We start from the raw sequence: 26,041 nt of genomic DNA on the forward strand, positions 1-26,041 counted from the left end.
ATGGATTCTTTACTGGTTCACGCCTCCACCCCCTACAGCATTTTGATCGACTTTGATCTTCTCTCCCAGTCCGGGCCCTTGATTCTCTCCCATTTGGACAAGAAACCCGAACGGGCCGTCATCGTCACCGATTCCAACGTGGCGCCGCTGTACCTGCACACCGTGCAGCGCTCGCTGGAAGCGGAGGGTATTGCCGTAACCCCTATGATCTTCGGGGCGGGGGAATCCTCCAAGCGTCTGAAAACGGTGGCGCAGATGTACAGCGTCTTTTCCCAGGCAGGCCTCACCCGCACCGACATCGCTGTGGCATTGGGCGGCGGCGTCACTGGGGATATGTGCGGTTTTGCTGCGGCAAGCTATATGCGCGGTATCCGTTACATCCAGATCCCCACCACCCTGCTCTCCCAGATCGATTCATCGGTGGGAGGGAAAACGGCCATCGACATCGACGAGGGCAAAAATCTAGTGGGCGCCTTTTGGAATCCGGCTTTGGTGCTGTGCGATATCGGCACTCTCTCCACCCTGACCCCTCACTTTTTTGCAGACGGTATGGCCGAAGCCATCAAATACGGCTGTATCAAAAGTCTTTCTCTCTTTGAACAATTGGAGAAACAGAATGCTTCCGATTTCCTGCCCGACATGATTTCCCAGTGCATCCGCATCAAATGCGGCGTTGTGGAACGGGATGAACGGGAGTCTGGGGAGCGCATGCTGTTAAATTTCGGCCATACGTTGGGCCACGCTCTGGAAAAGTACTATCATTACGAGGGCTTGTCCCACGGGGAAGCGGTAGGCATCGGCATGGTGCTTGCCTCCCGCGCCGGCGAGACCCTCGGTATCACCCCGGCCGGTACTGCCGACCGCATTGCCGCTTTGCTTCAAAAATATCATCTGCCCACCTCCGATCCCGCCCCTCTTGGGACGCTGGCCAAGTTCGCCCTCAGCGATAAAAAGAGACTAGGCAGCACCGTCAACTTCGTGGCCCTCAAGACCATCGGGGACGCCTTTGTCCATCCTGTCCCTCAATCCCAGTGGGAGGCATTTGTGTTGGGAGGTGCCTCTCGATGAGCAGCGTCACCGTTACTCCCGGCCGTCTGGAAGGGACCCTCACCCCTCCGCCCTCCAAGTCGGCCGCCCATCGGGCCATCTTAGGGGCGGCCCTGTGCAAGGGCATCAGCACCATCTCCCCCATCGCCCTTTCCGACGACATCACCGCCACGTTGGAGGCCATCCGAAGCCTCGGCGCCGTGGCCACCTTGAAAGGGGATGCCCTCACGGTGGATGGGTCTCACACCTTTTCCCGTCGTGATGTTACCATCGACTGCATGGAATCAGGCTCTACCCTGCGGTTTCTCATCCCGGTGGCGGCGGCAGGCGGCGTTTCGGCGGAATTTGTGGGCCGGGGACGTCTTCCAGAGCGTCCTATCGGCATTTATCTTGATTGTCTGCCCCCTTGTGGTGTACAATGTACAACACAAGGGGGGCTTCCTCTGCATATCCAGGGAAAACTACAGCCCGGCGTTTTTTCCCTGCCGGGGGACGTCAGTTCCCAATTCATCACCGGGCTTTTGTATGCCCTCCCTCTCTTGGAGGAGGAAAGCCGCATCGTGCTGACCACCCCCCTTCAGTCGGCCGGGTATGTGGATATGACCATCCATACCCTGGCCCAGTTCGGCATTGCTGTAGAACAATTGCCGGACGGATATCGCATCCCAGGTGGACAGCAGTATCAGCCCAACAACATCCAAGTGGAAGCTGACTGGTCCCAGGCCGCCTTTTTCTTGGCGGCCGGCGCCTTGGGCGGGGATATCACGCTGGAAGGACTTCTTCCCCTTTCCGCTCAAGGAGATCGAGAGGCCGCCCATCTATTTACCCGGTACGGCGCTCTGGTGTCCTGGTCTCAGGGAAAGCTTTCTTGCCGCAGTAAATTTCTGTGTCATCAAGAAATTGATGCTTCCGACATCCCCGATCTGGTCCCCATTCTGGCCGTGACGGCGGCGCTAGCCAGCGGTGAAACGCGCATCAGCGGCGCGGCCCGCCTGCGTATCAAGGAAAGCGACCGTCTTGCCACTACCCAAGCTCTTATCACGGCTTTGGGCGGCCACTGTCGTCAGTTTCACGACGGTCTTGTGATCCGCGGTATTCCAGCCCTGTCGGGCGGACAGGTGGACGGCGCTGGGGATCATCGCATCGTCATGGCGGCCGCCATTGCGGCCTTACGCGCTTCTTCCCCGGTCACCATCCTGGGGACTGAGTCTGTGAATAAATCCTATCCCGCCTTTTTTGAGGATTTTAAAACATTAGGCGGTCAAATCCAATTCAATCCGTAAGGGGGAAATGCACTTGTCATCATCCTGGGGCAATTTGATCCACATCCAAATTTTTGGCGAAAGTCACGGCGGCGGCATCGGCGTGGTGCTGGACGGCCTTCCCGCCGGTTATCCCATCGATATGGACATGGTGCTTCTGCAAATGAAGCGCCGTGCTCCCGGTCAGGACCTAACCTCCACCGCTCGCAAGGAAAGCGATAGTCCGGAAGTGCTCTCCGGCATGCTCGACGGCCGCACCACCGGCGCGCCTTTGGCTGCATTGATCCGCAATAAGGATACCCGGTCGGGCGATTACAAAAATCTCATGAAACTTCCTCGGCCCTCCCATGCCGATTACACCGGCCACGTGCGGTACAGCGGATTCAACGACGTAAGAGGCGGCGGACACTTCTCCGGACGTCTCACCGCTCCTCTGGTATTCGCCGGTGCGGTATGCCGTCAGATTCTCCTTTGCCACGGCATCCACATCGGCAGCCACATCCGCGCTATCGCCGGAAAAGAGGATACGCCCTTGGATCCGGTGACGGTGGACGCCGTTCAGCTGGATGAGTTATCCCAGCAATTTTTCGCTTTGGTGGATCCCAAGGCAGAAGACGCTATGCGGCTGGAGGTGGAAAAAGCCCGTCTGGATTGCGATAGTGTGGGCGGCATCATAGAATGCGCCGCTGTGGGACTCCCCGCCGGCATCGGCTCCCCCATGTTCGACGGCATGGAAAACCGCATCGCCTCCCTGGTGATGGGCATCCCGGCGGTGCGGGGCATCGAATTCGGAACCGGTTTTGCCGCTGCATCCATGCGCGGATCGGAGCACAACGACGCTTTCGTCCCGGGGGATGGACAGGTTCGAACCCTTTCCAATCATCATGGCGGCGTCATCGGTGGTATTACCTCCGGCATGCCCCTGCTCTTCCGGACGGCCTTCAAGCCGACTGCCTCCATCGCAAAACCCCAGCAGACCATCGATCTCACTTCCGGCAAACAGGCCACTTTGGTCATCAAGGGACGCCATGATCCCTGCATTGTCCCGCGGGCCCTTCCGGTGGTGGAAGGCGCTGCAGCCATCGCCATCCTGGACGCCATGATGGAGCTGGGAAAAATCCCGCCTTATGAAGGAGGCCGTAACCATGACGCTTGATGAAATCCGCAAAGAAATCGATTCCATCGACGAGCAGCTTCTGTCCCTCTTTGAACGGCGCATGCAGGCCGCTGTTGAGGTAGCGAAAATCAAACAGAAAACCGGACAGCCGGTGTTTAACGCCAAACGGGAAGAGGAAGTTCTCAGCCATGTGGGCGAGGCCGCCGGCAATTTAGGATCCAGCGCTAAAATCGTCTTTCAGACCATGATGGACGTCTCCCGTTCCCTGCAACACAACATTCTAGGAGGCGGCATGCCTCTCAAACATCTGGTGGACGAGGCTGCCTGTGAGCCTCTCAGCGGACTGCACGGCGCCCTCGTCGCCTGTTATGGGGAATCGGGCAGTTACTCCCATGCCGCCGCCACACAGATGTTTCAGGATGCAAGGCTTTCCTTTTGTCCCCAGTTCAGCAATGTATTTGACGCCATCCAAAGCGGCGACGCCGACTATGGTGTGATCCCTGTGGAAAATTCCACCGCCGGATCGGTGACCGAAGTTTACGACCTTTTAATCCGCCACCAGTTTTACATTGTCAGCGCCGTCAAGATGCCTATCGATCACTGTCTCTGCGCTCCCAAAGGCGCTTCTTTGGAAACCATTCAAAAGGTCTATTCCCATCCCCAGGCCCTGCGGCAATGCTCTTCCTTTGTGTCCTCCTTGGGGGCCGAACCCATCCAGTACGCCAGCACCTCCACGGCGGCTAAAACCGTCGCCCAATGGAATGATATTACCAAAGCGGCTATCGCTTCCAAAGAGGCGGCCAAGCAGTACGGTTGTGTTATTCTGGAGGACAGCATCCAGAATCAGAAAAACAACTGCACCCGTTTTGTGGCCATCTCCCGCAAACTGCACATCGAACCCAGTGCCAACAAAATCAGTCTGGTGTTCTCTATCCCCCACACCACGGGATCCCTCTACCGGGTATTGGCCAACTTCGCCGCCCTCGGCTTTAACCTGACTAAAATTGAATCCCGTCCCATTCAGGAGAGCCGGTTTGAATATTATTTTTACCTGGACTTCCTGGGCAACGCGGTGGGGGACGATACCCTTCATCTGCTGCGATGGCTTTCGGAAGAGCTCCCCTATTTTGCCTTTTTGGGCAACTATCCGGAACAGACCTCCGGCGCAAACGGCGAAGCATAACAAAAAAGAAAAAAGACGGCCTTTCTCAGGAAATCTGGGAATTGGCCGTCTTTTTGTGTCAAAATTAGTATAATACTATCTATGTAATACTTTTAGTATAATACGATATCCTCTTTCTAGGATAAAATCTTGATTCATCCCACACTCTTCCCCCATATTTTTCCCATTTTACAACGAGAAAGACAAGTTTTCTTGCTACTCCTACAAAAATAGGCCGTCGATGCCAAATCTTTTTCTCCTTGGAAAAGGCACGTCCAACAGTCCTATTTTTGTATATTCATGTCGAATTAATACTATTTGTATATATTATACCACTTGGAATAGGTAGAATTTCAGGTAATTGGTTTCCGGGACATTCCAGAGAATAGGATGATCAGGGGATTGCTGACGTGCCTCGATCTGACGCAGCTGTACTCCTGCATCGGCCGCTGCATCGTGCAGCATCTTACAGAATGCATCCTCCATGACAAAATGACTGCAACTGCACGTCGCCAAATAGCCGCCCCGTGGAAGGAGTTTCATGGCGCGATAGTTGATCTCCTTGTATCCCCTCAAAGCGCTTTGCACCGTCTTGCGGGATTTTGTAAAGGCTGGGGGATCCAGAATAATAAAATCGTAAGGCTTTTTACCGGCATCCAAGAGCTGGGGCAGTAGATCAAATACATTGGTACATACAAACTCCATACGATGTTCCAGACCATTCACCTGGGCATTGCGGTGCGCCATGTCCACCGCCTCTTGGCTGACGTCTACAGCGCATACCTGTTCGGCCCCTCCCAACGCTGCGTTGAGGGCAAAGGATCCGGTATGGGTAAAGCAATCCAACACCTTACGTCCCTTGGCTAGCCGTGCTACTGCTTGACGATTGTATTTCTGATCCAGGAAAAAGCCGGTCTTTTGCCCGTTTTCAAAATCCACCTGGTATCGGACGCCGTTTTCCACAATTTCCGTCTTTGTGCTGGATGGAAGTGCAATCCCATCCAGAGCATAAAACCCTTTGTTTTGTGCCAATCCTTCGTGGGCGCGAATGGACACATCATTGCGTTCGTAGATGCCGTCGATGTGTTGGCCGTCCTCGGTCAGTACCTCATAAAGCAAGGGAAAAATCACATCTTTGCGCAGCTCAATGCCTAAGGATAGGGTCTGCGTCACTAGGATACTGCCAAAACGATCTACGGTCAGTCCAGGAAAGCTATCGGCCTCTCCAAAGATCACACGGCAACAGGAGAGATCCTCCGGCGCCATCACGGTCTTGCGGTACTCCCAGGCATACTGGATACGCCGTTTCCAAAAAGCCCGGTCAAACGTGTCGTTTGTATTGCGGCTGATCAGGCGGATACGGATCTTACTTTCTTGGCTGAACAGCCCCGTCCCCAGATACCGTCCTTTGTTCGATACCACGTCCACCAAAGATCCATTCTCTACTTTACAGTCCTGTGAAAACGAAATCTCCGTATCGTAGATCCACGGATGTCCGGATACAATGGACCGTTCGGCCTTGGGCGTGACGATGGCGATGGGATAAGGACGCTGTTTTTTCATGAGATAATTTCTCCTTTTTATTCATAACGTAGGTTTGTTTTTCTGATTATAGCACAATGTTCCCCTTCTTCCAAATAAAAACGGGGCACCCCTACGGAAGGGCGCCCCGTTTCTATTGAAGAAGAACAAAAAGAAGGAGAAAGAAAAAAGAAAAGAAGGAAGTTGTAAATGAAAAGAAGGAAGAAAAATTGTAGTGAAGAAGAATGAAGAAGTCTTTTTTGGGGGTTGTCTCATTGGATTATTTACTGTAGGATTCCTTTGTTGTTCACCTCCTTTGCTGTGACTTTATAATACCAAGGGATTGTGTTGATTTCATGACATGATTTAAAACAGTTATTGACCTTTTTTTGAAAGAACTTTTAACAGGTACAAACAGGTTTTCTACCAGATCGTCAGCAAACCGATACCGTCAAAAGAGAAGTGGCCCGGTTGAGAGATCCTCAACCGGGCCACTTGTTTCAAGAAGAAAGAAAAAGAAAAGAAGGAGAAAGAAAAGAAAGAAATCTGTGAAAAAGATGAAACCACCAGCTTGGGATTTCTGCTGTTTCCCTTACGCTGTGTCTTTATTATAATCGCATTGCCTTATGATTTGATGAAACGATTTAAAACAGTTATTAACCTTTTTTTGAATAAAAAATAAAGAAAATTTGAACAACACAATTTCGTCTTATTTTGAGAAATTCCTTTGGGCACTATGACACTTCTTATCAATATGATAAAATAGTATCTGTTCTATTTTGTTTGTAAAAGGGGAATGGACTATGCAAAAGAATAAGAATATCCTACAGCTCCTCCGGAAAGTATTTGGCCTTTTGCAAAAAAAGCAAAAGTGGGGGTTTGTACTGGTGCTGCTGATCCTAGCTGTCTCAGCCGTTCTCAATCAGTTTACACCCTTAGCCATCGGCCAGCTGACCGACCACATCTTAGACCAACCGGGGTTTTCCTTTGGAAGCATCCTCCCTTTCCTACTCTTTATTCTAGTGGTCAATGTGGGTAATCAGTTGATTCAAATCGTCCGGCGGCTTATTGTGGAAGATACTGCCACCCGTGCTGAAAAAACTGCAAGGGAAAAAGCGGTACATTCCCTTTTGTCCGCACCTCTTTCCTATTTCCGTCAAAATATGACGGGCAACATCCACGGCAGGCTCAATCGCAGTCTGGACGGCATTACTAAACTGGTTAAACTGGTATTTATGGATTTCGCCCCCTCTATCGCCACCAGTATCGCCGCTATTGTGGTAATCTTTTCCCAGCTTCCCACCATTATCGCTTTGTTGATTGTATTGGTCATCCCAGTAGGCGGGCTCATCGTCTTACGCCAGATTTCTACTCAGAAGGGCATCCGTGTACAGCTCCTGCAAACAAAGTCTAATATGGACGGCACGATGGTAGAACTGTTAAACGGCATCGAGACCATCCGCGTATACGACAGTGTGGACTTCGAATGCCAGCGTTTCTCCTCCCAGTCAGAACGGCTGCGGGCCAGAGAAATGAAGCATCACAGGGCTATGGCTCTTTACGATGGATTAAAATTTCTCAATGAAGCTGTGTTTCATGTGTTAGTTATCGGCGCCTCTGTCCTTTTAGCATCTCAGGGAGTCATCAGCGTCGGCACCATCTTGACCGCTTATCTCTGCTTTACACAGCTTACTGGACCGCTTCGGGAATTGCATCGGATTTTGGATGAACTGGCTGAAAATACTGTTTTGGCCAATGAATATTTCCGTCTGGTAGAAATCCCACAGGATTTCTCCTACCTTCCTGTTTCTGAATCCACTCAGGTTCCTTCCTGTAATGCTATTGAAATCCAAGGGCTTTCCTTTTCCTACCCGGAAAATCCCGATCGTATCATCCTGAACGATTTATCTCTTTCCATACGCCCAGGCGAATTCGTGGGAATCGCCGGCCCTAGCGGATGTGGAAAATCCAGCTTGATTAAGGTTTTGACCAAGTTGGAACAGGCCTCCGGTTCCCTTACAGTCGGCGGGAAACCCTTATCTGATTTTACCCGCAGCCAATTAGCTGATTTGATATCGATTGTCCCACAAAGCCCTTTTTTGATTTCCGATACCATTTATCATAATATTTGTTACGGATGTAAGCGACAAGTTACCTTGGAAGAGGTCATATACGCCGCACGCCAAGCACATATCCATGAGGACATTGAAAAATTACCCGGCGGGTATTCCTTTAAAGTCTCTGAAGCCGGTGGGAATCTCTCCGGCGGGCAGCGTCAACGTATCGCTATCGCCCGGATTTTCCTACAGAACCCTCAAATCCTCATTTTGGACGAAGCCACATCGGCGTTGGATAATACATCTGAAAAATACATCCAAGCGGAGATTGAGAAAATGCAGCGGCAAAATGGCACTACTATTCTCTCCATCGCACACCGCTTGACCACCTTGCAGAATTGTGACCGTATCCTGGTCTTCGATCAAGGACAAATCGTCCGGCAGGGAAAGTACCAGCAGCTTATCGATCAGCCTGGTATTTTTCAAGATATGTATAAAGGCATTCTAAAGTAAATAAAAAGAAATCCCCCTTACGTTATCGCCAGAAGGCGAATCCTTAAGGGGGATTTTTTAATCCAGCTTGCCAGCTCCAATGAAGTCCACGCCCTTATCAAAGGGATGGAAAAGAATACCGCTGACGTTTTCTGCCATAGCGAAAATACGTTTCTGAGCGTATATCGGCACTACAACAGCGTGTTCCAGCAGGTATTCCTCACAGGCTTGCAGCGATGCAACATCGGTGCCGCCTTTTTGACGGGCTGTGGAAAGCAATGCGTCATATTGGGACGATTTTAGCTGAACCGGATTTTTATCGTTATCTGATTCAAACAATTTCAAAATGGAGATGGCCTGATCGTCATCCCCCCGCAGCGCACAAAGGGCCACTTGATAATTGCCGTTTTGGATGCGCCTTGCCAGCTCTGATTCCGATAACGGCACTAAATTCACATAAACCCCTATGTTCTTCTGCCAGCTCTGCTGCATAAATCCCATAGCCAACTGGATATCCATATCATCCGGACAGAGCACATCGATGGAAATCTCCTCGTCTGAAGATAGAGTGGATACGCCTTGGCTGTAAAGCACACGGGCTTCTTTATCCAGCACGAGAGGGGATGCCTCCAATGGCGCGGATCGGTACGATTGATCCCCTGCTAAAGCGCTTGACAGTACCAAACCATAGGTAGCCGACATATGGCCCGGCATCGTATTATAGAGCAAGTCCCGTTCGACAGAACCGCCCAAGGCTTTGCGTATGCTTTCGTTCTGCCACATTTCTTCGTCTTGATTAAAGCAAAGTGCCCATGTCGTATCCTCAAAGAAAACTTCCTGGAACCCTTTGTCCTCCAGGGATTCAAACTGTTTCGACGTCACAGGAGCTGCATCCAGATCCGATTCTGTGAGGGCTTTTTGTACTTCATCGGAATCTTTGATGATTTGAAACAACACGCCCGACGGCTGTACAGCATTATGGCCACGGTACTTGCTGTTGGCCTTCAGACGCAGGGATACATCGTGTTCCCACTGCATCATGCGGAAGGGGCCATTGTAGAGCAGCATGTCTTTTTCCAAGCCGTAACTTCCTCCCGTAGAGAGGAAAAATTCCTCGTTGCACGGCAGCCAAGGCCCACTGCTGATGCGCCGGGGCAGATCGGATACCGGATAAGACAGCCTAATTTCCAGTGTAAAATCATCCAGGGCCGTGGCTCCCAGAGTATCCACCGATTCCCCCCGCTCGTGAATGTCCTGTGCCCCCTCCACGGGATACAGTTCCGACGCAATAGGCGACTGTGTCGCCGGATCTACCGCCCTCTGCATTCCAAATACGAAGTCCGATGCCGTGACCGGCGCTACCTGACTGCCGTCATTGGCCACCCAATAGGCATCTTGCCGCAAATAAAAGGTCCACGTCTTTTGATCGCTGGATACATCCCATCGAGCAGCCGCTCCCGGGATCACCTGCCCTTGAGAGTCGATGCGGGTGAGTCCCTCCATACAATTCATCAGAACAATGCGTGCGCTGTAACTGGATGCAAATTGCGGATCCAACTGAGCCGGCTCCCCCTCCAGCACATAATTGATCAATTTACCGGCTGGAGAATCCTTAGAGCACGAAGAAGCACTTAACAAAAGAGAGCATACACAGAAAAGACAAAGCAACCGTCTGATCCAGCAGCCCTGAAGAATGCGATGGGCTGATTGAGCGGGGGCATACGGCATATGAAAAAATCCTCCTATTTCGTTTGATAAAAGATACCAGTACACAATTTCCCCACCGTATGTCAAAAGTCACACAGCGGGGAAATCCATTCCATTTTTATGAACTGCAGAGATCAAAAAGACCCTTCGCCAGGCGTATCCCCTCGGCATTTGTCAAATACATACTCCACATCCATCATATCCCACACCTGGTTCTGCACCGCTTCCTTGCCATTTGGTTTTATATAATCCGGTCCCTGTTCCAAGCACTTGCGCAGGGTGATGCCGTCGATATTCTTGCGGTCGTTAAACAGATAGCCGTCGTACATCTTTTGGTATACATTGATGCCGACCCCTGAGATATGCTGAAAACCGTATTGAAGCAGTACGTTAAAGGGTTCCGAACCAATTTTAGGATATTCTCCGTAGGGGAAGAGATAAACATTGGTTTTTCCTACCAGAGATTCTACTTCATCCTTCCACATCTGGCAATCGTTTGTCATATAGTCTACCCCTTTTTTGGACATATGTCCATGGGCGTAGCTATGGGATGCAAAGGTGAATCCATCCCGTTTGAGGCATTCGATGACCGGCTTAACCGCCTCAATTTCCGATTCCCGATTGGGGGATCCCACTTGGGTGCGGTATCCCAAGATTCCGCTATAACCCGTTAACCCCACCACCGCTTTAGCGCCTCGGTAGGAAAAATCAGGATGCTTCTTTAAAAATTCGTTGATCATCGGGAATACTTCCGTATCGGTGCGGATTTCTTCTTTGCCGGTTTGGGGATTCTTTACCATGGCAGCAATATGTCCATCCGAACCCACTACCAATTTATAATTGCAGCCGTTTTCCCTCATATAATCGTAGTAATTGACGTCGTCTACCGAGATAATAACCGGCTTTTTACCGGGAGGTAATTTGAGGGTTTTCTTCACATATGTTTTTCCAGAATCATCCGATTCATCCGGTTCCCCATAAAGCTGGCTGGGATCTACTAAAATATAATCGTTGCGGTAGAGCTCTTCCAACACCCGCTGGAATTCTGTGGCTGTGGTCATGTAGTCGTCCATGCCCTTAGCCTGGGCATCGCCGTCAAAAGCCAGTTCCGGATAAGCCACCAGTGGATGGAAAAAAATGTGTTCAATTGGCCCAGTATAAGCTACATAATTGCTTTCATCGACTGCCGGAGCCGAAGATGCCTGGCTGCTTACTGGATTGCCGGAAGATTCTGCGCTGCTGGGAGGAGCTTCCGACGAGGTCTCGGATGACGCCTCCGAACTGCTGCTGGCCACTGGCGCCGAAGCCGGAACTGCCGTCCGATTTAATAAAAAGAAAATCGTTGCCGCCACAGCAATCAATACAATTCCCGCTAACACAAACGGCAATGCCGATTTCCACTTGCTTTTTCTCCGGTAAGGATAATAACTTCTCATACTATTCCTCCTCAGTTTGTTAAGAGGGTAAATTTAAGACCAACTGCATAGCATCGATGTCAGACGATCGGCACCATAACGCCCCGCACTACAGCGAATATCACCACTGCCGTCGAGATCAGTACCAACGCTAAAAAGAGATAGGCAGAAGCCGTCCCTACCTTGCCTTTTTTCTTCTGACGAGACTTCATAATTTCCTCCCAATTTCCAAGAACTTCTTTTTGCAATCTATTTTCAGACGAGAATCCGCCATAAATTTTCTTTTTACAATTCTTATTTATTATGCTGGATTTTGATACAAAAAGCAAGCACAAGTCGGTCATTGTAATCATTTGTAATTTGGACGGTTTATTTGTAACTTTTCTAATATCTTACAAAAAAGGGCTGTGTGGAAATGATCCACACAGCCCCTCTGCTTCGGAATCCATATATGCACATTACGCTTTCTTTTCAGAACTCTTCTTTTTTGTATGAGCTTTGATGGCGTCAAAACTTTCCGCACTGATGACATGTTCCATCCGGCAAGCATCTTCCACCGCTACCTCCGGGGTTACCCCTAGGGCGATCAGCCAGTCTGACAGCAGGCGGTGCCGCTCATATATGGTTTCTGCGATGACTCTTCCCTTTTCCAACAGAGTGATATACCCTTCGGAATCCATATCAATGTATCCATTTTCCCGCAGGTTTTTCATGGCCACACTGACACTCGGTTTTGAAAATTTGAGTTTATTTACAATATCAATGGAGCGGACCAGACCATTTTGATGATGCAACATTAAAATAGCTTCCAGATAATTCTCTGCTGACTCTTGAATCTTCATAAAAAATCACCGACCTTTTCTCTAGAGTACGGACAACTAAAAAGCTTCCTTTCATCTTACCATAAACAATTCTCATAATTCAATATCCAGATATTAATTACCGATCTTTCCCCGCCAACTTCTCTATATTTTCTACTACAATTATAAATCAGATTGGTAATCACTACAAGAGAAACTATATTTTTATTAAAATTTTGAAAAGACGCCTCTTGACAAGGGATGGAATTTAATTAAAATAGTTTTATGTAAAACTGTTTTTTTTTAAACTATTTTAAAAGGAGGCTTTATCGTGAGTCGGACAACCGATTTTTTAACCAATATTCGGCGCATTATCAAACTGCACGAGAGCATGCTGAAAGAAATTTGCGATGAGTACCGTCTCACTTTAACAGAAGCTGCCATTATCAGTTTCCTCTACAACAATCCTGGCAAGGATACGGCGGCTGATATCGTGGAACTTCGGATGCTTTCAAAAGGCAACGTATCCCAAGCTGTTGAGAGTCTCATCCAAAAATCATTGCTGCTGAGAGAACAGGATACTGGGGATCGGCGAAAGATCCATTTATCCTTGACCTCCTCCTCCAGACCCATCCTCCAGTCGATGCAGGCTGTCCGGCAACAATTCCATGAGGAAATTTTCATGGGGATATCCCAAGAAGATCAGATGTTGTTCGACCGGGTTAATGAACAGATCATACAAAATACCAAAAGCGCCATGGCAAGGAGGGAAAAAGCATGAATGAGGACAAAGATTTTTTAGGAACACAACCGGTTGGGAAATTGCTTTTGAAATTGGCCCTTCCCACTGTGGCGGCACAGGTTATCAATATGCTCTACAATATCGTAGACAGGATTTACATCGGTCATATCCCGGATGTGGGGGCGTCGGCTTTGACAGGCGTAGGCGTCTGTATGCCGCTGATCATGATCGTAACGGCATTTGCAGCCTTTGTCGGATACGGCGGCGCTCCTAGGGCCTCCATCTTTATGGGAAAAGGCGATCATAAATCGGCTGAAAAAACATTGGGCAACTGTTTTATCACACAGATCATTGTCTCAGTCGTCCTGACAGCAGCCCTTCTCCTCTGGAATCGGGACTTTTTGATGGCTTTTGGCGCCAGTGAAAATACCATCGAATACGGCGTCAGCTACATGAATATCTATGCCGTTGGCACTATTTTCGTCCAAATGACATTGGGAATGAACGCCTTTATCACTGCTCAAGGTTTTGCTAAAACCGGTATGTTATCGGTCTTGATCGGCGCAGTGGCCAATATCATCCTCGATCCTGTTTTCATCTTTGCTTTTCACATGGGAGTACAAGGTGCCGCTTTGGCCACCATCATCTCTCAAGCCATGTCCTGCATTTGGGTACTGGCCTTCCTCTTTGGCAAAAAGACCCATCTTAAGATCCGGAAAGAAAATTTTGCGTTAAAAGCTCATATTATTCTCCCCAGTTTAGCGCTTGGGCTGTCTGCCTTTATTATGCAGGCCAGTGAGAGCGTCATTTCCATCTGCTTTAATTCTTCTTTGCTGAGATACGGCGGGGACATCGCCGTAGGGGCCATGACCATTTTGACCAGCGTCATGCAGTTCGCTATGCTGCCCCTTCAAGGGCTGGGACAAGGCGCTCAGCCTATCATCAGCTTCAATTATGGCGCCCGAAATGTGGATCGGGTCAAGTCAGCCTTTCAGCTTCTCTTAAAGGCCAGTTTGTGCTATTCCACTCTTCTCTGGCTCCTTGTCATGATTTTCCCCCAAGGATTTGCCGCCATGTTTACTTCGGACCCCGCTTTGTTGGAATTTACGAAAACGGCCCTCCGCATCTACATGGCTTGCCTGCTTCTGTTCGGCATCCAAATGGCCTGTCAGATGGCCTTTACTTCCTTGGGAAATGCCAAGGCTTCCATCACAGTAGCCGTCATGCGCAAATTTATCCTACTCATTCCCCTGATCTACATCATGCCTTTGATCTTCTCTTCCGACAAAACAACAGCGGTATACATGGCCGAACCCGTAGCGGATTTCATCGCCGTCTCCTTTACAGCCATTCTCTTCACCTTCCAATTTAAAAAAGCTTTGGCCGCCATCTCAAGCAAAGAGGAAGATAAGACATTATCGCCCAATAAAAAGGACTTGAAATAGAATCAATCAGCTTCACAATTCAGATCATTTTAACCCCAAAACATAAAAAAGAGGAAAGCGTCGGTCAACGCTTTCCTCTTTTTCGTTGAAGTAGTAAGACCGTAACTCCTTATTTCAGCAACTCCAATAGTTGCCGAACGTTTTTCTTTCCAAAAGAAACTTTTTTTCCATCGTCGATTACCAGGCAAGGTACGCTCATCACCTTATATTTCTCCCGCAGTGCAGGGAAATGGTTCAAGTCATATACCTCGGCGGTGACGTTGGCATTTTCAGATGCGATCCGTTGCGCTGCTGTAACCAGCTCCGGACACATCGTACAGGAGAGGGAAACCAATACTTTCATGTCTACCGGCGCTGTGATACTGCGTATCTCTTCCAGGATCTCTGGTTCCACAGCCTGTCCCGGTCCAGCTGCATTATAAAGCCCCAGCACAAAAGAAGTAAACTCGTGTCCACCAGGTACGCCGTGAAAGGCAAGTCCAGTCCAACTGCCGTCTTCCCTGCATACTCTTACACAAGGAAGATCACCCGCTGATCCTTGGTCGATTTCCAATGAGAGTTTCTCCGTCAAAGAGCAGAGCTCTTCCATATAGCCTTTCAGTTCCGTAGAAAGAGGGGTATCGTCCAGCCCCAGATGCAGCTGCAGGTGAGACGACATCTTGGCAAAAACAGCATTTAACTGCGCCAACATATCGGTTGTAAACAGCCCGTTTCCTTCTCCATCCTTCTTTTCCTTTTCCTCTGACGTCTCAGCCATTGCCGCACTTGGAGGTACCGGATGCAGTCCAGTTCTCTTCTGCATGGCAGCGGCAAAACGCTCCAGTTCAGTGGCTGCCAACGCTCCATCTCCCACCGCTGTTACCACCTGGCGCAGCGACTTTATACAGACATCGCCTGCGGCATACAATCCGTCACAACTTGTCTTTTGCGCCCGGTCGGTCACAATATATCCTTGTTCATCACAGTCCGCCAGGCCTTGCGCTAGATCCGTCGCAGGCTCGTAACCGGCAAATACAAATACTCCAAAAGTTTCCCCTTCCAAAGGCCGGTATTCTGTAACCTCTCCGGTCTGTGTGTTGCGGTAACGCAGATAGCGCAGGGCGTCATCCCCAGAGACTTCTTCCACTTCAGTCTGGGTCAGAACCGTGATTTTATCGTGATTCAAAGCCGGTTCGGCAACGGTCGACGCACAAGTAAAGGCCTCTTCCCGGATGAGGACGGTTACGTGACGGGCATATTTGGTCAAAAATACGCTTTCCTCTGCGGCGGCAAAACCGCCTCCTACGACAAATACATCTTTGCCGGTAAAAAATTCACCGTCGCATGTAGCACAGTAGGCAACTCCACGTCCTTGGAACTCTTCCTCACCTTTGAATCCCACCTTACGCGGATGTGCACCCGTAGCCAACAGCACGCCGAAACATCTGAGTTCCCCGCGGCTGGTCTGGATCGTTTTGACCTCTCCACCCATATCCAGACTGGTCACTTCCGCCAGCAAGAATTCCGCCCCAAATCTCTGCGCCTGTTTGCGCATGGTCTCTGTCAACCCTGTGCCGCTGGAGCGTTCCACCCCGGGATAGTTTACCACTTCATGCGTAATGGTAATCTGTCCCCCGAAATGTTCTTTCTCCACCACAACGACACGGTAACGGGCGCGGGCCAAATATAAAGCAGCCGTCAGACCTGCCGGTCCTCCGCCAACAATGACCACATCATAGAGATTTTGATCATACTGCGCCATTATAATTGTCCTACCAGATCCAGACTGGGTTTGAGGGTTTCCTCACCGGGCTGCCATTTTGCCGGGCAAACCTCATCGCCGTGCTCGTATACAAACTGGCAGGCCTGCAGCTTGCGGAATAGTTCGTCTGCATTGCGTCCCACATTCCCCGCATTGACTTCATAGGCGACGATCTTCCCCTCAGGATTGACAATGAATGTCCCTCGTTCCGCTAGACCGTCCGCCTCGATGTATACCTCAAAGTCCTTCGAGAGCACATGCGTCGGATCCGCCAACATAGGATAATTGATCTTCTTGATCCGGTCGGATGCATCATGCCAGGCCTTATGCACGAAATGAGTATCACAGGAAACTGAATACACTTCGCATCCTGCCGCCTGGAAGTCCGCATATTTATTGGCCAAATCCTCTAACTCTGTGGGACAGACAAAAGTAAAGTCGGCCGGATAGAAGAAAAATACGCCCCATTTTCCCATTGTATCGGCCTTCGACACCGTCTTAAAAGATCCTTCATGGTAAGCTTGTACTGTAAAATCACCGATTTCCTTGTTGATCAAAGACATTAAAATTCCTCCTATATAATCGTATATAGTTAGTATAAGCTAACTATATACGATTATATCCCTTTTCCCTCTTTTTTGTCAAGCAAAAAAGTGAGCCCCATCATCGGCGTTTTGCCTAACAGGATGGGACTCACTCTATTTACGTTAAATCAATTGGAAAAAGTGATCTGAAACCGCTTATTTGCTGGCTTCTTCCACTGCAACCGCGCAGGCAACGGTGGCGCCGACCATGGGGTTGTTGCCCATGCCGATCAGGCCCATCATCTCCACGTGAGCAGGAACCGAAGAGGAACCAGCAAACTGGGCATCACCATGCATACGGCCCATGGAGTCGGTCAAGCCATAGGAAGCAGGGCCGGCAGCCATGTTGTCGGGATGCAGAGTACGGCCAGTGCCGCCGCCGGAAGCAACCGAGAAGTACTTCTTGCCATTTTCCATGGCCCACTTCTTGTAAGTACCGGCAACCAAGTGCTGGAAGCGGGTGGGATTGGTGGAGTTACCAGTGATGGAAACGTCAACACCCTCCTGCTTCATGATGGCGACGCCTTCCAAAACGTCGTTGGCACCAAAGCACTTGACCTGAGCGCGTTCACCATCGGAGAAAGCGCGCTCGTCCACAACAGACAGAGTACCGGTGGAGAAGTCATAGTCGGTCTTCACATAGGTGAAACCGTTGATGCGGGAGATGATATAAGCAGCATCTTTGCCCAAGCCGTTGAGGATAACGCGCAGGGGTTCTTTACGCACTTTGTTGGCGGTACGGGCGATACCGATAGCGCCTTCCGCAGCGGCAAAGGACTCATGGCCAGCCAAGAAGGCAAAGCATTTGGTCTCCTCACGCAGCAGCATGGCACCCAGGTTGCCGTGTCCCAGGCCAACCTGACGCTGTTCTGCAACAGAGCCGGGGATGCAGAAAGCCTGCAGGCCGATTCCGATGGCTTCTGCAGCTTCGGCAGCGGTTTTGCAGCCCTTCTTCAAGGCGATGGCACAGCCCAGGGTATATGCCCAGGAAGCGTTTTCAAAAGCGATGGGCTGAACGCCCTTCACAATCTTATCCGGATCAAAGCCGGCCTTTACACAGAGATCTTTGGCCTCCTCGAGACTGGCGATGCCATACTCGGCGAGACACTTTTCGATTTGGGCAATTCTTCTTTCCTTGCCTTCGAATTTTACATCATTAGCCATTGTCGTGTGTCCTCCTTATATAAGTATGGCCCGCTTATTCTTCACGGGGATCGATGTATTTGGCGGCACCCTCGTAACGGCCATAGCAGCCAATGTTCTTCTCGTAGGCTTCGGCGGGGTTGACGCCGTGACGGATATCTTCCATCATCTTGCCCAGACGGACGAACTGATAACCGATGACTTCGCCGTTTTCATCCAAAGCGATGGAGGTCACATAACCTTCGGCCATCTCCATGTAGCGGACACCCTTGAGCTTGGTGGAGAACATAGTACCCACCTGGGAACGCAGACCTTTGCCCAGATCCTCCAGGCTGGCGCCTACCGGCAGACCGCCTTCGGAGAATGCAGTCTGGGAACGGCCGTAAGCCAGCTGCTTGAAGATCTCGCGCATTGCGACGTTGATAGCGTCACACACCAGGTCGGTGTTGAGGCATTCGAGCAGGGTTTTGCCGGGCAGGATCTCAGCAGCCATAGCGGCCGAATGGGTCATGCCGGAGCAACCCAGGGTTTCCACCAGGGCCTCTTCCACAATGCCGTCTTTCACGTTCAAAGTCAGCTTGCAGGCGCCCTGCTGGGGTGCACACCAGCCCACACCATGGGACAAACCGGAAATGTCTTTGATTTCATAGGATTTGACCCACTTGCCTTCCTCCGGGATGGGTGCAGGACCGTGATTGGGTCCTTTTGCGACAGTGCACATCTTTTCCACTTCTTGGGAATAATTCATGTTTGTGCTCCTTTCGGTTTTATTGACAATTATTGTCGGTCTCACTCTTCCAATTATAATCAGATTTTTTGCAATTTACAAGGGGGTTCCCTCCAGTTTCTCTGACGAATTGAAGGGCACTCCTCTCTGAAATTTAGACAAAAGGACCAGTTCTTCCCCTTTTACCTTTTCCGATGCAGAAAAAGTCCTAAAACAGCTCCTATGACAGCCCCTCCTATGGGGATCAGCTGACTCATGATTTGGCTGGTTGCTTGGAAAAAAGTCGCTTGTTGCCAAATGTACAGAGCCAGTACCAGCCCTGAAACAACTGGAATCCTTCCCCCTTGCAGGCTGAAAACAACCGTCAAAAGGATAAGCATCAGCACCAGGCATTCATTGCCCATCCATCCTGTGACACCCGATAAAAGGCCCAAGAACCCCGTGACACCGGCTGTGGCTGCCAAAAGAACGGTGAACTTTCCCGGACCCATTTGTTCTTCCACCTGGGGAGCTACAAGCAAAAACAGAATCCAGCTGCTGATAAAGGAAGTAAATCCACTGCTTCCCAGCACAAAGCTGAACATCCGCACATACTGGGCCGGATCAGCAAAGGAAGTCTTGACCAGAGAAAACCAATCCCGATAAAACAGTGCTTCTCCTTCTCCGGACACCAGAAATGCCAAAAGTGCCAATAGAAACACCGTCAATGTGACCGGCGCTTGACAGTCGAGCCAGATGTGTTTTTCCGTCGCCTGGGGACGTTTTCTCTTTGTGGACATATGCAGGATTCCTTTCTGTTCTATAAAATCAAAAAGCCATATCTTTTTCCTATTGTACCGGACAAGCCCTTAAAAGTCACCCTTTTTCACCCCATGGGGCATGCAAAAAGCAGGCTGCCATAAAAAGCAGCCTGCCCTTGCTTTACGGATCCAAACGAATTTCCATTTTGTGTCTATTTGGTGATGGTCATGCTGTCCTCCACAGAATCAGAAGAGAGTTCCCCTTGGCTATTGATGCCGTAGAAGGAGAAAATCCGGAACCCAGACGTCCCAACCTCCATGGAGATGGTGAAGAGCCGTTGAGCCCCCTGTTCTTCATACCCTTCCACTCGGCAGCTGATGGCACGTCCTGTCTCGCCGCGCACAGCAATGCCTTCCGTATTCTGATCGGCCAGCACTTGAACGGTAAACCGGCTGTTGACAGCCGCTTGATCGGTTTGAATATGAGCTTCATATACCTCTGCCGGAGGCGCATAAGGGACGGTTACCGTGATATGGAACTGTGCCAGATCGTTCCAAACGCCGTCTTTTCGTGCCAGCACCTGGATGGTCCGATCCCCCTTGGTTCCCACGGAAATCTGAAGGGTCCAGACTTTTCTATCCCCCTGGATCATGCTCTTGATCCGACTGATCCCCAAATAACGTCCGTTTTCATTCTGGAAGGCAATGCCTTCGGTCTGAAGATCGGTTTCTACCGTCACAGTGATGGTCTCGTTTACTTCATAGGTGTCCTTATCGGTGGTGACCACCGTCTCTACCGGCTCGGACGGTTTGGATTCCACAAGAAACAGGGATTCCACCGCATCCAGGCTTAGCTTTACTTCGGTGACCTTTTGGCCGTCCTGGGTCACAACCTGATAGTCGGCCGGGGTCTGGGTTCCGGTTGCAGGATCCCACAAAGCCGGAGATTCCAATTCACCGCGGATACGCACAGTGGTCTCCACCGGCGTGCTGCTGGAATTGGCAAAGTAGTAGAGATTCCGCTCATCCTTGACCTTGTGGATATAGCTGAAGTTTCCACCCGATACAGCTCCCACGTCCAGTTCCACGTCATAGACCGGCAGCACTTCGTCCAGAACCTGCGTCAATTTGGTTTCAAATCCGGATTGGATGAAATAAGCTTGTCCGCCATTGCCGTTGCTGTTTTGGATGTCCTGATCGGCATCGGCAGGCGCTACGCCGAACATCTCCTCGATGATGCGGCAGACTTCTTCGTTTTCCGAAGCCTCAATGCCTCGAGACGGCAATTGTGTAGTGGCGATGACCTTGCCGCCGTTGTCATAGAATTCTTTGATCTTCTCGAGGTTCGAAAGGCTGATGACCTTGGTGCTGGGGATGACGAACACTTTAAATTGTTCATAGTTGATCTCGTTGGATAGATTAAAGGTATCCCCCTCCACCGAGCATTTCTCATCGATGACGTCGGGATGAAGATAGGTGAAATCCCGTCTGGCGGTCAGGGACAAAGTCTCTCCCACCCGCATGTAGTCGGCATCACCGGGGTTGTTTTCCTGGCCGTTGAAGACAAAGCAGGATTCCAGATAGTCGATGGGATACAGCATGGCGATATCCGCCACATGACGTCCGTCCTGCAGCATGGTGTTGAGACGGGCCATATAGGTGTTAAACTGAGGCAGATCCTCGCTGAACAGAGGATTTCGATAAGAAAGTTCCGGCTGATAGGTCACATTGGCCGGGTCGTCGTCGTACCAAACGGCGTGAGGCACGATGAGATTGATGCCTTTGGCATACTGATCCATGGCGCTGCGGTAGAGATCGGTGCAGTCCTGGCTGGGGAATACGCCGAAGGATTCCGACATAACCTTGCCTTTATCCCAGTTGTAGGCCGAAGAGGAGATGATCTTATAGGCCTCCTGACTCTTGCCCACGTAGTCGATGACGTCCACGCCCGGAATGGCCTGTTCTTTAAAGACCTTCATCAAGTCCCCGTGCAGGCCCACCGGATTGGTCCATTCTTCAAACAGCATGTGCCCGGTCAATTCGATGCCGTGATCCTCGCACCACTGGTTGACTTGGCCGATGTAGGATGTGGCAAACAGTTCGGTTCGGACGTATTGGAGCTTGTTGCGGGCTTCGTCGGTGTCCTCCCCGATGTCGTACCACAGGGCGGGATAATTGAGGACGGGGCTTTCACCGTCGTAAATTTTCTCGTATTCCTCGTTGAATCCGGGCGTCCAGAGGCGGGCTCCCTGGGCACCGTAGGGAGTTCTGCCTCCCGCCGGCCAGAAAGACGGTTCGTCAAAGAAGGCTGTGGTAATGGTTCCGTTGTCAAAATACTTCTTAAAGCGCTGATAATAGGCCTCATAGGTGATGTCGATAAAGGCACGGACCGATTCGGGATCCAGATAATCCATGCCGTTGTTGCCGTCTACGACGCACAGGAAGGCCATGACCTTCCAGTTGCCTTCCGGAACGGTGTATTCCAAATAGGAACCGTCATAAGGCTCCTCTTCTACAGGCTTTGGCTGGATCTTTTCCCCCTGGTCATAAACTTCGATCTCCCAGATGGTGGGACAATAATCGTTGGTATCCTTGATGTACAGACGGATGCGGGAGGTTTCTACCGGATCAAAGTTCAGGGTTACGCCCTCTTCGCCGATGGTAGTCCCGGTAGCTGCCGTTTTCCAGTCCCCATCCTCCCAGTACTGTATTTCATAGCTGGTGATGCGGTTGAGATGTTCATAGATTTTGACGCTGTCCACACTGCGCACTTCTCCAAAGGCCATCTGCAGCCAATGGGGATTGGGCACGTAATCGCCGGCATTCCAGCGGGTGGTAAAGTCGCCGTCAAAGGCTTGGGCAGCCTCATATCCTTCTCCATAGGAACTGGAAGCGGTGTAAAATTCCTCAACAGAGGGATCCTCTTCCCTGGAGGGAACCTTTAGTTGCTGGCCGTCACAGAGTACCTGGAATTCGCTGATGGATGCGCTGTCCTCGGTGACACGCTTGATCTGTAGCCGTACAAATTGAGACGTTACATCCTCAAATACATGATCAACCCCGGCATCGGTGATCTTCTTGCCGTTGGCGATCTCCTGCCAAGCCGCTGCCTCATCGTCCCAATACTGCAAAATATACTTGCTGGTCCGGTGAAGCTGGGGATCCTTATCCTCATACACCTTGATCTCATCAAAGGTTTTGGGTTCCCCAAAGTTGATGAGCAGGTACTGGTTTCCTCCCGACCGGGTCTCGGAGTTCCAACGGGTGGTGAGATCGCCGTCCACCGCTTTATCGGCTTCGTAGCCGGGTGAGACGGTATAGGTGCTGGAAGCCGAGATCCCCAACGGTTCCTCATAGGGATTGTAGGGCTTGGGCGGCAGGATGGTGGCGTATTCACTGATGTCCACCCGCTCTTTGGTGTCGGTATTCATGGCCACGGCGCCCATAAAGGTGCCGTCCGGCAAATTGAGCCGCACCTGTTCCCCATCGGAACCGTCGGCCTCGTACTTATCCAGACGTTTGGTGGTCAGGTCGGGATACTGCTCCTCCAGCAGCCCGCCAGCGTTGTAGCTGGGAAAGCCGTTTTCATCATAGAGGGAAAACTTCATCCCGTACTTGCTGCCCTCGTCCAGAGCGGCCTCGTACATCTCAAAATAATCGTCGTTGAGGTAGTCCTCCAGCCAATTGGGGAGAATGCCAAATCCGCTGTATCCGGTTTGCAGATAGGATTCCCGGACAATTTCCCGGACTTCGTCGGTGGTCATGTCCTTGATCTGGGTATTCCAGAACCACAAAGGCGCTGGTTTCTGATCGTCGGACGGTGTTTCAAAACGTTCAAACAGGCCATCCGATTGCTTCTCTTCCGCCAAGATACCAGGCGTCATCTGCACGCAAAGGCAGATGACCAGAAGAAATGCTACAATTTTTGATATCCTTCTCATAATTCCCTCCACAAAGAATAATTTTTTGTGCGAAGCATATGGAGATTTTAACACTTTACTACAATTTGTGTCAATAGTAAATATCAATAAGCATTATGATTTTTCCAGTTATGCATCTGCTCTCTGGATGGCGCCGTTTTTCTTTAACCCCGTTCTTTGTTGGCTTCCGTATTATTAAATAAATGGCCATAAGTCCAGACCGCACGGTCGATATCCCGACTTTTTCGATACGCTTCTTTCCCAAAGACATCCTGTAAAAGGCCTTCATACTCTTTATAACGTTCATATGCTTTCTCAACATTTGAACTCAGTTCCTCATAAGCAAGTACAGATGGAAATTGAGAAGGTTTGGCAACAATGGCTCTGAGTGCAAGATCTGCATATTTATCATAAATTGGGCAGTTACCCTTTGTGACAAAATATAAAATCGTTAAAGCGTATACAGACCCTATGCCTCGGCAGTTTATTACTCTCTTTAATAAACCAATACGTTCTTCTTCAGAATCACATTTTTCTTTTCTCCCTCCTACTGCTTCGTATACCTCGTTAACACAGATGGAATACTTGCTTCTCGGGATATTGATTACTCCGTCTTTATATTTGCCGCCGGTTTTCCATTGAAGGATCTCTCTTATTTCATCTTCGCCCAAGAAATCGCTTGCCAGTATCTCTTCGATGCGCGCCTCCCTCCGTATATCCCTATACAAATAAAAATACATCTTGCTGTAAAAATCGACAAAAGCATCTCTAGCCTCTTTCGTACCTTTTCCTTCCATAGATGTGCCGTCCGGATAATAAAACCTGCACATAATCTACACCTCATCTTGTTTAATTTTTGCTCTTTCCACATTATTTTATCTTTGGATTAAATAACCAATTTTATTATAATAGTTAAAATAAAATAATGCAAATATATTTTAAAACGAGATAGAAAAGCATAACATTTCTCTGACATTTTAACGATCTATCATTTATGCGTAGTACCCTACATCAAAACACCTTTTTTCATCCTCTTCTTCGTTAGAGCGAATTAACCGGTTTTTTCTTAGAAAATTGCCTTAAAATTTACCTTTTCTTTGTATAAATGGCCTTGCAATGGACAAGAAATTAAGGTAGAATATGGGTAGATATTGTTTGTTAATTTAACAACGATCAGAAATGAAAGGGTGTTCCTACTTATGTCAGCTTTGAACAAAAAGACCATTGAAGACATTGATGTCAATGGCAAGCGCGTGCTCGTTCGCTGCGACTTCAACGTCCCCTTTGACGCAGAGGGCAATATTGCCGATCCTAAGCGTATCACCGAGGCTCTTCCCACCATTAAATATCTCGCTTCTCACGGCGCCCGTGTGATCCTCTGCTCCCATCTGGGCCGTCCGAAGGGCGAATTTAATATGAAATATTCCCTGGCTCCTGTGGCTGCATACCTCTCCAAGGTGCTGGGCCAGGATGTCAAAATGGCTAAAGATGTTGTAGGCGAATCGGCCAAATCCCTGGCTGCTGAGCTGAAAGACGGCGATATCATGTTGATCGAAAACGTCCGCTTCCATAAGGAAGAGGAAAAGAATGATCCTGAGTTCTCCAAACAGCTGGCTTCCCTGGCTGAGATCTATGTCAACGACGCCTTCGGCACTGCTCATCGCGCTCATTCTTCCACCACTGGCGTCGCTTCCTATCTGCCGGCTGTGTGCGGCTACCTGATCCAGAAGGAAATCTCCATCATGGGCGGCGCTCTGGAAAATCCGAAGCGTCCCTTCGTCGCCATCCTGGGCGGCGCCAAGGTTTCCGATAAGATCGGCGTTATCAACAACCTGCTCGACAAGGTTGATACTCTGATCGTCGGCGGCGGTATGGCTTACACCTTCTACAAGGCTCAGGGCCATCACATCGGCACCTCCATCTGTGAAGAAGATAAGCTGGATCTGGCCAACTCCATCTTGGCCAAGGCCAAGGAAAAGAAGGTCAACTTCCTGCTGCCCATCGACAACCGTGTTGGTAAAGAGTACAAAGAGGATACCGACCATCAGGTTGTCCACTCCACGGAGATCCCTGAGGGTTGGATGGGCCTGGATATCGGCCCTGATACCGAAGCACTTTATGCAAAGGCCATTGAAGGAGCCGGCACAGTTGTGTGGAACGGCCCCATGGGCGTCTCCGAGTGGGAGAACTTCGCCAGCGGTACAAGAGCTGTTGCAACTGCTGTCGCCAATTCCGGCGCCATCTCCATCATCGGCGGCGGCGATTCGGCTGCTGCCATCGAGAAGCTGGGCTTTGCCGATAAGATGACCCATATCTCCACCGGCGGCGGCGCTTCCCTGGAGTTCCTGGAGGGCAAGACCCTTCCCGGCATCGCTGCTCTGAACGACAAATAAGATCCATCGGATCCATGGAAAAAGAG

General features: G+C 50.0%; 20 protein-coding genes. 8 read left to right on the forward strand and 12 right to left on the reverse strand.

Going from position 1 to position 26,041, the window contains the following annotated elements:
• The 4 genes from aroB to pheA are packed head-to-tail and all read left to right on the forward strand — an operon-like array spanning nt 1 to nt 4,609.
• Nucleotides 1–1,068: a 3-dehydroquinate synthase gene (gene aroB / locus C12CBH8_RS09260; protein WP_215533081.1), complete on the forward strand. Its 1,068-nt coding sequence runs from the start codon at nt 1–3 to the stop codon at nt 1,066–1,068.
• Entirely contained in the window at nt 1,065–2,330 is a 1,266-nt protein-coding gene (gene aroA / locus C12CBH8_RS09265) for a 3-phosphoshikimate 1-carboxyvinyltransferase (RefSeq protein WP_215533082.1), read from the forward strand. The genes aroB and aroA overlap by 4 nt, the downstream gene beginning before the upstream one ends.
• A 13-nt stretch (nt 2,331–2,343) precedes the next feature.
• The gene (gene aroC, locus C12CBH8_RS09270; protein WP_215533083.1) at nt 2,344–3,465 is read left to right on the forward strand and encodes a chorismate synthase; all 1,122 of its coding nucleotides are present in this window, start codon (nt 2,344–2,346) and stop codon (nt 3,463–3,465) included.
• A complete protein-coding gene (gene pheA, locus C12CBH8_RS09275) occupies nt 3,455–4,609 on the forward strand; it encodes a prephenate dehydratase (protein ID WP_215533084.1) in 1,155 nt (384 codons plus the stop codon). Before aroC ends, pheA begins: the two co-directional genes overlap by 11 nt.
• A gap of 306 nt (nt 4,610–4,915) precedes the next feature.
• On the opposite strand, the gene C12CBH8_RS09280 is transcribed toward pheA, so the two are convergent.
• Nucleotides 4,916–6,151 carry a class I SAM-dependent rRNA methyltransferase gene (locus C12CBH8_RS09280; RefSeq protein WP_215533085.1) on the reverse strand — a complete coding sequence of 412 codons (1,236 nt, stop codon included), beginning with the start codon at nt 6,149–6,151 and terminating at the stop codon, nt 4,916–4,918.
• Between the two features lie 761 nt (nt 6,152–6,912).
• Here C12CBH8_RS09280 and C12CBH8_RS09285 point away from each other — a divergent pair.
• Entirely contained in the window at nt 6,913–8,679 is a 1,767-nt protein-coding gene (locus C12CBH8_RS09285; RefSeq protein ID WP_215533086.1) for an ABC transporter ATP-binding protein, read from the forward strand.
• Nucleotides 8,680–8,736: 57 nt separating this feature from the next.
• Here C12CBH8_RS09285 and C12CBH8_RS09290 read toward each other — a convergent pair whose 3' ends face one another.
• From C12CBH8_RS09290 to C12CBH8_RS09300, 4 genes are all read right to left on the reverse strand, one after another.
• Nucleotides 8,737–10,386, reverse strand: a complete 1,650-nt coding sequence (locus C12CBH8_RS09290; protein ID WP_215533087.1) for a peptide ABC transporter substrate-binding protein — start codon at nt 10,384–10,386, stop codon at nt 8,737–8,739.
• 113 nt (nt 10,387–10,499) lie between these two features.
• A complete protein-coding gene (locus C12CBH8_RS09295) occupies nt 10,500–11,801 on the reverse strand; it encodes a polysaccharide deacetylase family protein (protein WP_090265394.1) in 1,302 nt (433 codons plus the stop codon).
• A gap of 59 nt (nt 11,802–11,860) precedes the next feature.
• Nucleotides 11,861–11,992, reverse strand: coding sequence for a hypothetical protein (locus C12CBH8_RS11980; RefSeq protein WP_281389186.1), 132 nt, complete (start codon nt 11,990–11,992; stop codon nt 11,861–11,863).
• Nucleotides 11,993–12,238: 246 nt separating this feature from the next.
• The gene (locus C12CBH8_RS09300; RefSeq protein WP_090265392.1) at nt 12,239–12,622 is read right to left on the reverse strand and encodes a metal-dependent transcriptional regulator; all 384 of its coding nucleotides are present in this window, start codon (nt 12,620–12,622) and stop codon (nt 12,239–12,241) included.
• A 289-nt stretch (nt 12,623–12,911) separates the two neighbouring features.
• Between C12CBH8_RS09300 and C12CBH8_RS09305 the strand changes: the two genes are divergently transcribed.
• Together C12CBH8_RS09305 and C12CBH8_RS09310 are read left to right on the forward strand one after the other, a co-directional pair.
• The gene (locus tag C12CBH8_RS09305; RefSeq protein WP_099322649.1) at nt 12,912–13,361 is read left to right on the forward strand and encodes a MarR family winged helix-turn-helix transcriptional regulator; all 450 of its coding nucleotides are present in this window, start codon (nt 12,912–12,914) and stop codon (nt 13,359–13,361) included.
• Nucleotides 13,358–14,767, forward strand: a complete 1,410-nt coding sequence (locus tag C12CBH8_RS09310; RefSeq protein WP_090265389.1) for an MATE family efflux transporter — start codon at nt 13,358–13,360, stop codon at nt 14,765–14,767. Before C12CBH8_RS09305 ends, C12CBH8_RS09310 begins: the two co-directional genes overlap by 4 nt.
• Before the next feature lie 109 nt (nt 14,768–14,876).
• Here the strand turns inward: C12CBH8_RS09310 and C12CBH8_RS09315 are convergent, their stop codons facing one another.
• The 7 genes from C12CBH8_RS09315 to C12CBH8_RS09345 form a co-directional block, all read right to left on the reverse strand.
• Nucleotides 14,877–16,508, reverse strand: coding sequence for an FAD-dependent oxidoreductase (locus C12CBH8_RS09315; protein ID WP_215533088.1), 1,632 nt, complete (start codon nt 16,506–16,508; stop codon nt 14,877–14,879).
• Nucleotides 16,508–17,071, reverse strand: coding sequence for an alkyl hydroperoxide reductase subunit C (gene ahpC, locus C12CBH8_RS09320; RefSeq protein ID WP_090265386.1), 564 nt, complete (start codon nt 17,069–17,071; stop codon nt 16,508–16,510). Before ahpC ends, C12CBH8_RS09315 begins: the two co-directional genes overlap by 1 nt.
• A gap of 177 nt (nt 17,072–17,248) precedes the next feature.
• Nucleotides 17,249–18,256, reverse strand: coding sequence for a GGGtGRT protein (locus C12CBH8_RS09325; RefSeq protein ID WP_090265384.1), 1,008 nt, complete (start codon nt 18,254–18,256; stop codon nt 17,249–17,251).
• A gap of 34 nt (nt 18,257–18,290) precedes the next feature.
• Entirely contained in the window at nt 18,291–18,983 is a 693-nt protein-coding gene (locus C12CBH8_RS09330; protein WP_090265382.1) for an iron-sulfur cluster assembly scaffold protein, read from the reverse strand.
• A 161-nt stretch (nt 18,984–19,144) separates the two neighbouring features.
• Nucleotides 19,145–19,741 (reverse strand): hypothetical protein, encoded by a 597-nt coding sequence (locus tag C12CBH8_RS09335; RefSeq protein WP_215533089.1) that lies wholly within the window; start codon nt 19,739–19,741, stop codon nt 19,145–19,147.
• 173 nt (nt 19,742–19,914) lie between these two features.
• Nucleotides 19,915–23,643, reverse strand: coding sequence for a discoidin domain-containing protein (locus C12CBH8_RS09340; protein ID WP_215533090.1), 3,729 nt, complete (start codon nt 23,641–23,643; stop codon nt 19,915–19,917).
• A 143-nt stretch (nt 23,644–23,786) separates the two neighbouring features.
• Nucleotides 23,787–24,419: a hypothetical protein gene (locus C12CBH8_RS09345; protein ID WP_215533091.1), complete on the reverse strand. Its 633-nt coding sequence runs from the start codon at nt 24,417–24,419 to the stop codon at nt 23,787–23,789.
• Between the two features lie 402 nt (nt 24,420–24,821).
• Between C12CBH8_RS09345 and C12CBH8_RS09350 the strand changes: the two genes are divergently transcribed.
• Nucleotides 24,822–26,015 (forward strand): phosphoglycerate kinase, encoded by a 1,194-nt coding sequence (locus tag C12CBH8_RS09350; protein WP_099322654.1) that lies wholly within the window; start codon nt 24,822–24,824, stop codon nt 26,013–26,015.
• The last annotated feature ends 26 nt before the right edge of the window (nt 26,016–26,041 follow it).

The organism is Solibaculum mannosilyticum, from assembly GCF_015140235.1.
In the GTDB taxonomy this organism is placed as follows: Bacteria; Bacillota; Clostridia; order Oscillospirales; family Acutalibacteraceae; genus Solibaculum; species Solibaculum mannosilyticum.

Excerpts from the sequence above, each read along its gene's own strand:
- C12CBH8_RS09350 (WP_099322654.1), top strand. The coding sequence starts at position 24,822 with ATGTCAGCTTTGAACAAAAAGACCATTGAAGACATTGATGTCAATGGC.
- C12CBH8_RS09285 (WP_215533086.1), top strand. The coding sequence starts at position 6,913 with ATGCAAAAGAATAAGAATATCCTACAGCTCCTCCGGAAAGTATTTGGC.
- C12CBH8_RS11980 (WP_281389186.1), bottom strand. The coding sequence starts at position 11,992 with ATGAAGTCTCGTCAGAAGAAAAAAGGCAAGGTAGGGACGGCTTCTGCC.
- C12CBH8_RS09330 (WP_090265382.1), bottom strand. The coding sequence starts at position 18,983 with ATGAATTATTCCCAAGAAGTGGAAAAGATGTGCACTGTCGCAAAAGGA.
- C12CBH8_RS09300 (WP_090265392.1), bottom strand. The coding sequence starts at position 12,622 with ATGAAGATTCAAGAGTCAGCAGAGAATTATCTGGAAGCTATTTTAATG.
- C12CBH8_RS09315 (WP_215533088.1), bottom strand. The coding sequence starts at position 16,508 with ATGGCGCAGTATGATCAAAATCTCTATGATGTGGTCATTGTTGGCGGA.
- C12CBH8_RS09335 (WP_215533089.1), bottom strand. The coding sequence starts at position 19,741 with ATGTCCACAAAGAGAAAACGTCCCCAGGCGACGGAAAAACACATCTGG.
- C12CBH8_RS09290 (WP_215533087.1), bottom strand. The coding sequence starts at position 10,386 with ATGCCGTATGCCCCCGCTCAATCAGCCCATCGCATTCTTCAGGGCTGC.
- C12CBH8_RS09310 (WP_090265389.1), top strand. The coding sequence starts at position 13,358 with ATGAATGAGGACAAAGATTTTTTAGGAACACAACCGGTTGGGAAATTG.
- C12CBH8_RS09345 (WP_215533091.1), bottom strand. The coding sequence starts at position 24,419 with ATGGAAGGAAAAGGTACGAAAGAGGCTAGAGATGCTTTTGTCGATTTT.
- C12CBH8_RS09340 (WP_215533090.1), bottom strand. The coding sequence starts at position 23,643 with ATGAGAAGGATATCAAAAATTGTAGCATTTCTTCTGGTCATCTGCCTT.
- aroB (WP_215533081.1), top strand. The coding sequence starts at position 1 with ATGGATTCTTTACTGGTTCACGCCTCCACCCCCTACAGCATTTTGATC.
- C12CBH8_RS09325 (WP_090265384.1), bottom strand. The coding sequence starts at position 18,256 with ATGGCTAATGATGTAAAATTCGAAGGCAAGGAAAGAAGAATTGCCCAA.
- C12CBH8_RS09280 (WP_215533085.1), bottom strand. The coding sequence starts at position 6,151 with ATGAAAAAACAGCGTCCTTATCCCATCGCCATCGTCACGCCCAAGGCC.
- aroA (WP_215533082.1), top strand. The coding sequence starts at position 1,065 with ATGAGCAGCGTCACCGTTACTCCCGGCCGTCTGGAAGGGACCCTCACC.
- C12CBH8_RS09295 (WP_090265394.1), bottom strand. The coding sequence starts at position 11,801 with ATGAGAAGTTATTATCCTTACCGGAGAAAAAGCAAGTGGAAATCGGCA.
- pheA (WP_215533084.1), top strand. The coding sequence starts at position 3,455 with ATGACGCTTGATGAAATCCGCAAAGAAATCGATTCCATCGACGAGCAG.
- ahpC (WP_090265386.1), bottom strand. The coding sequence starts at position 17,071 with ATGTCTTTGATCAACAAGGAAATCGGTGATTTTACAGTACAAGCTTAC.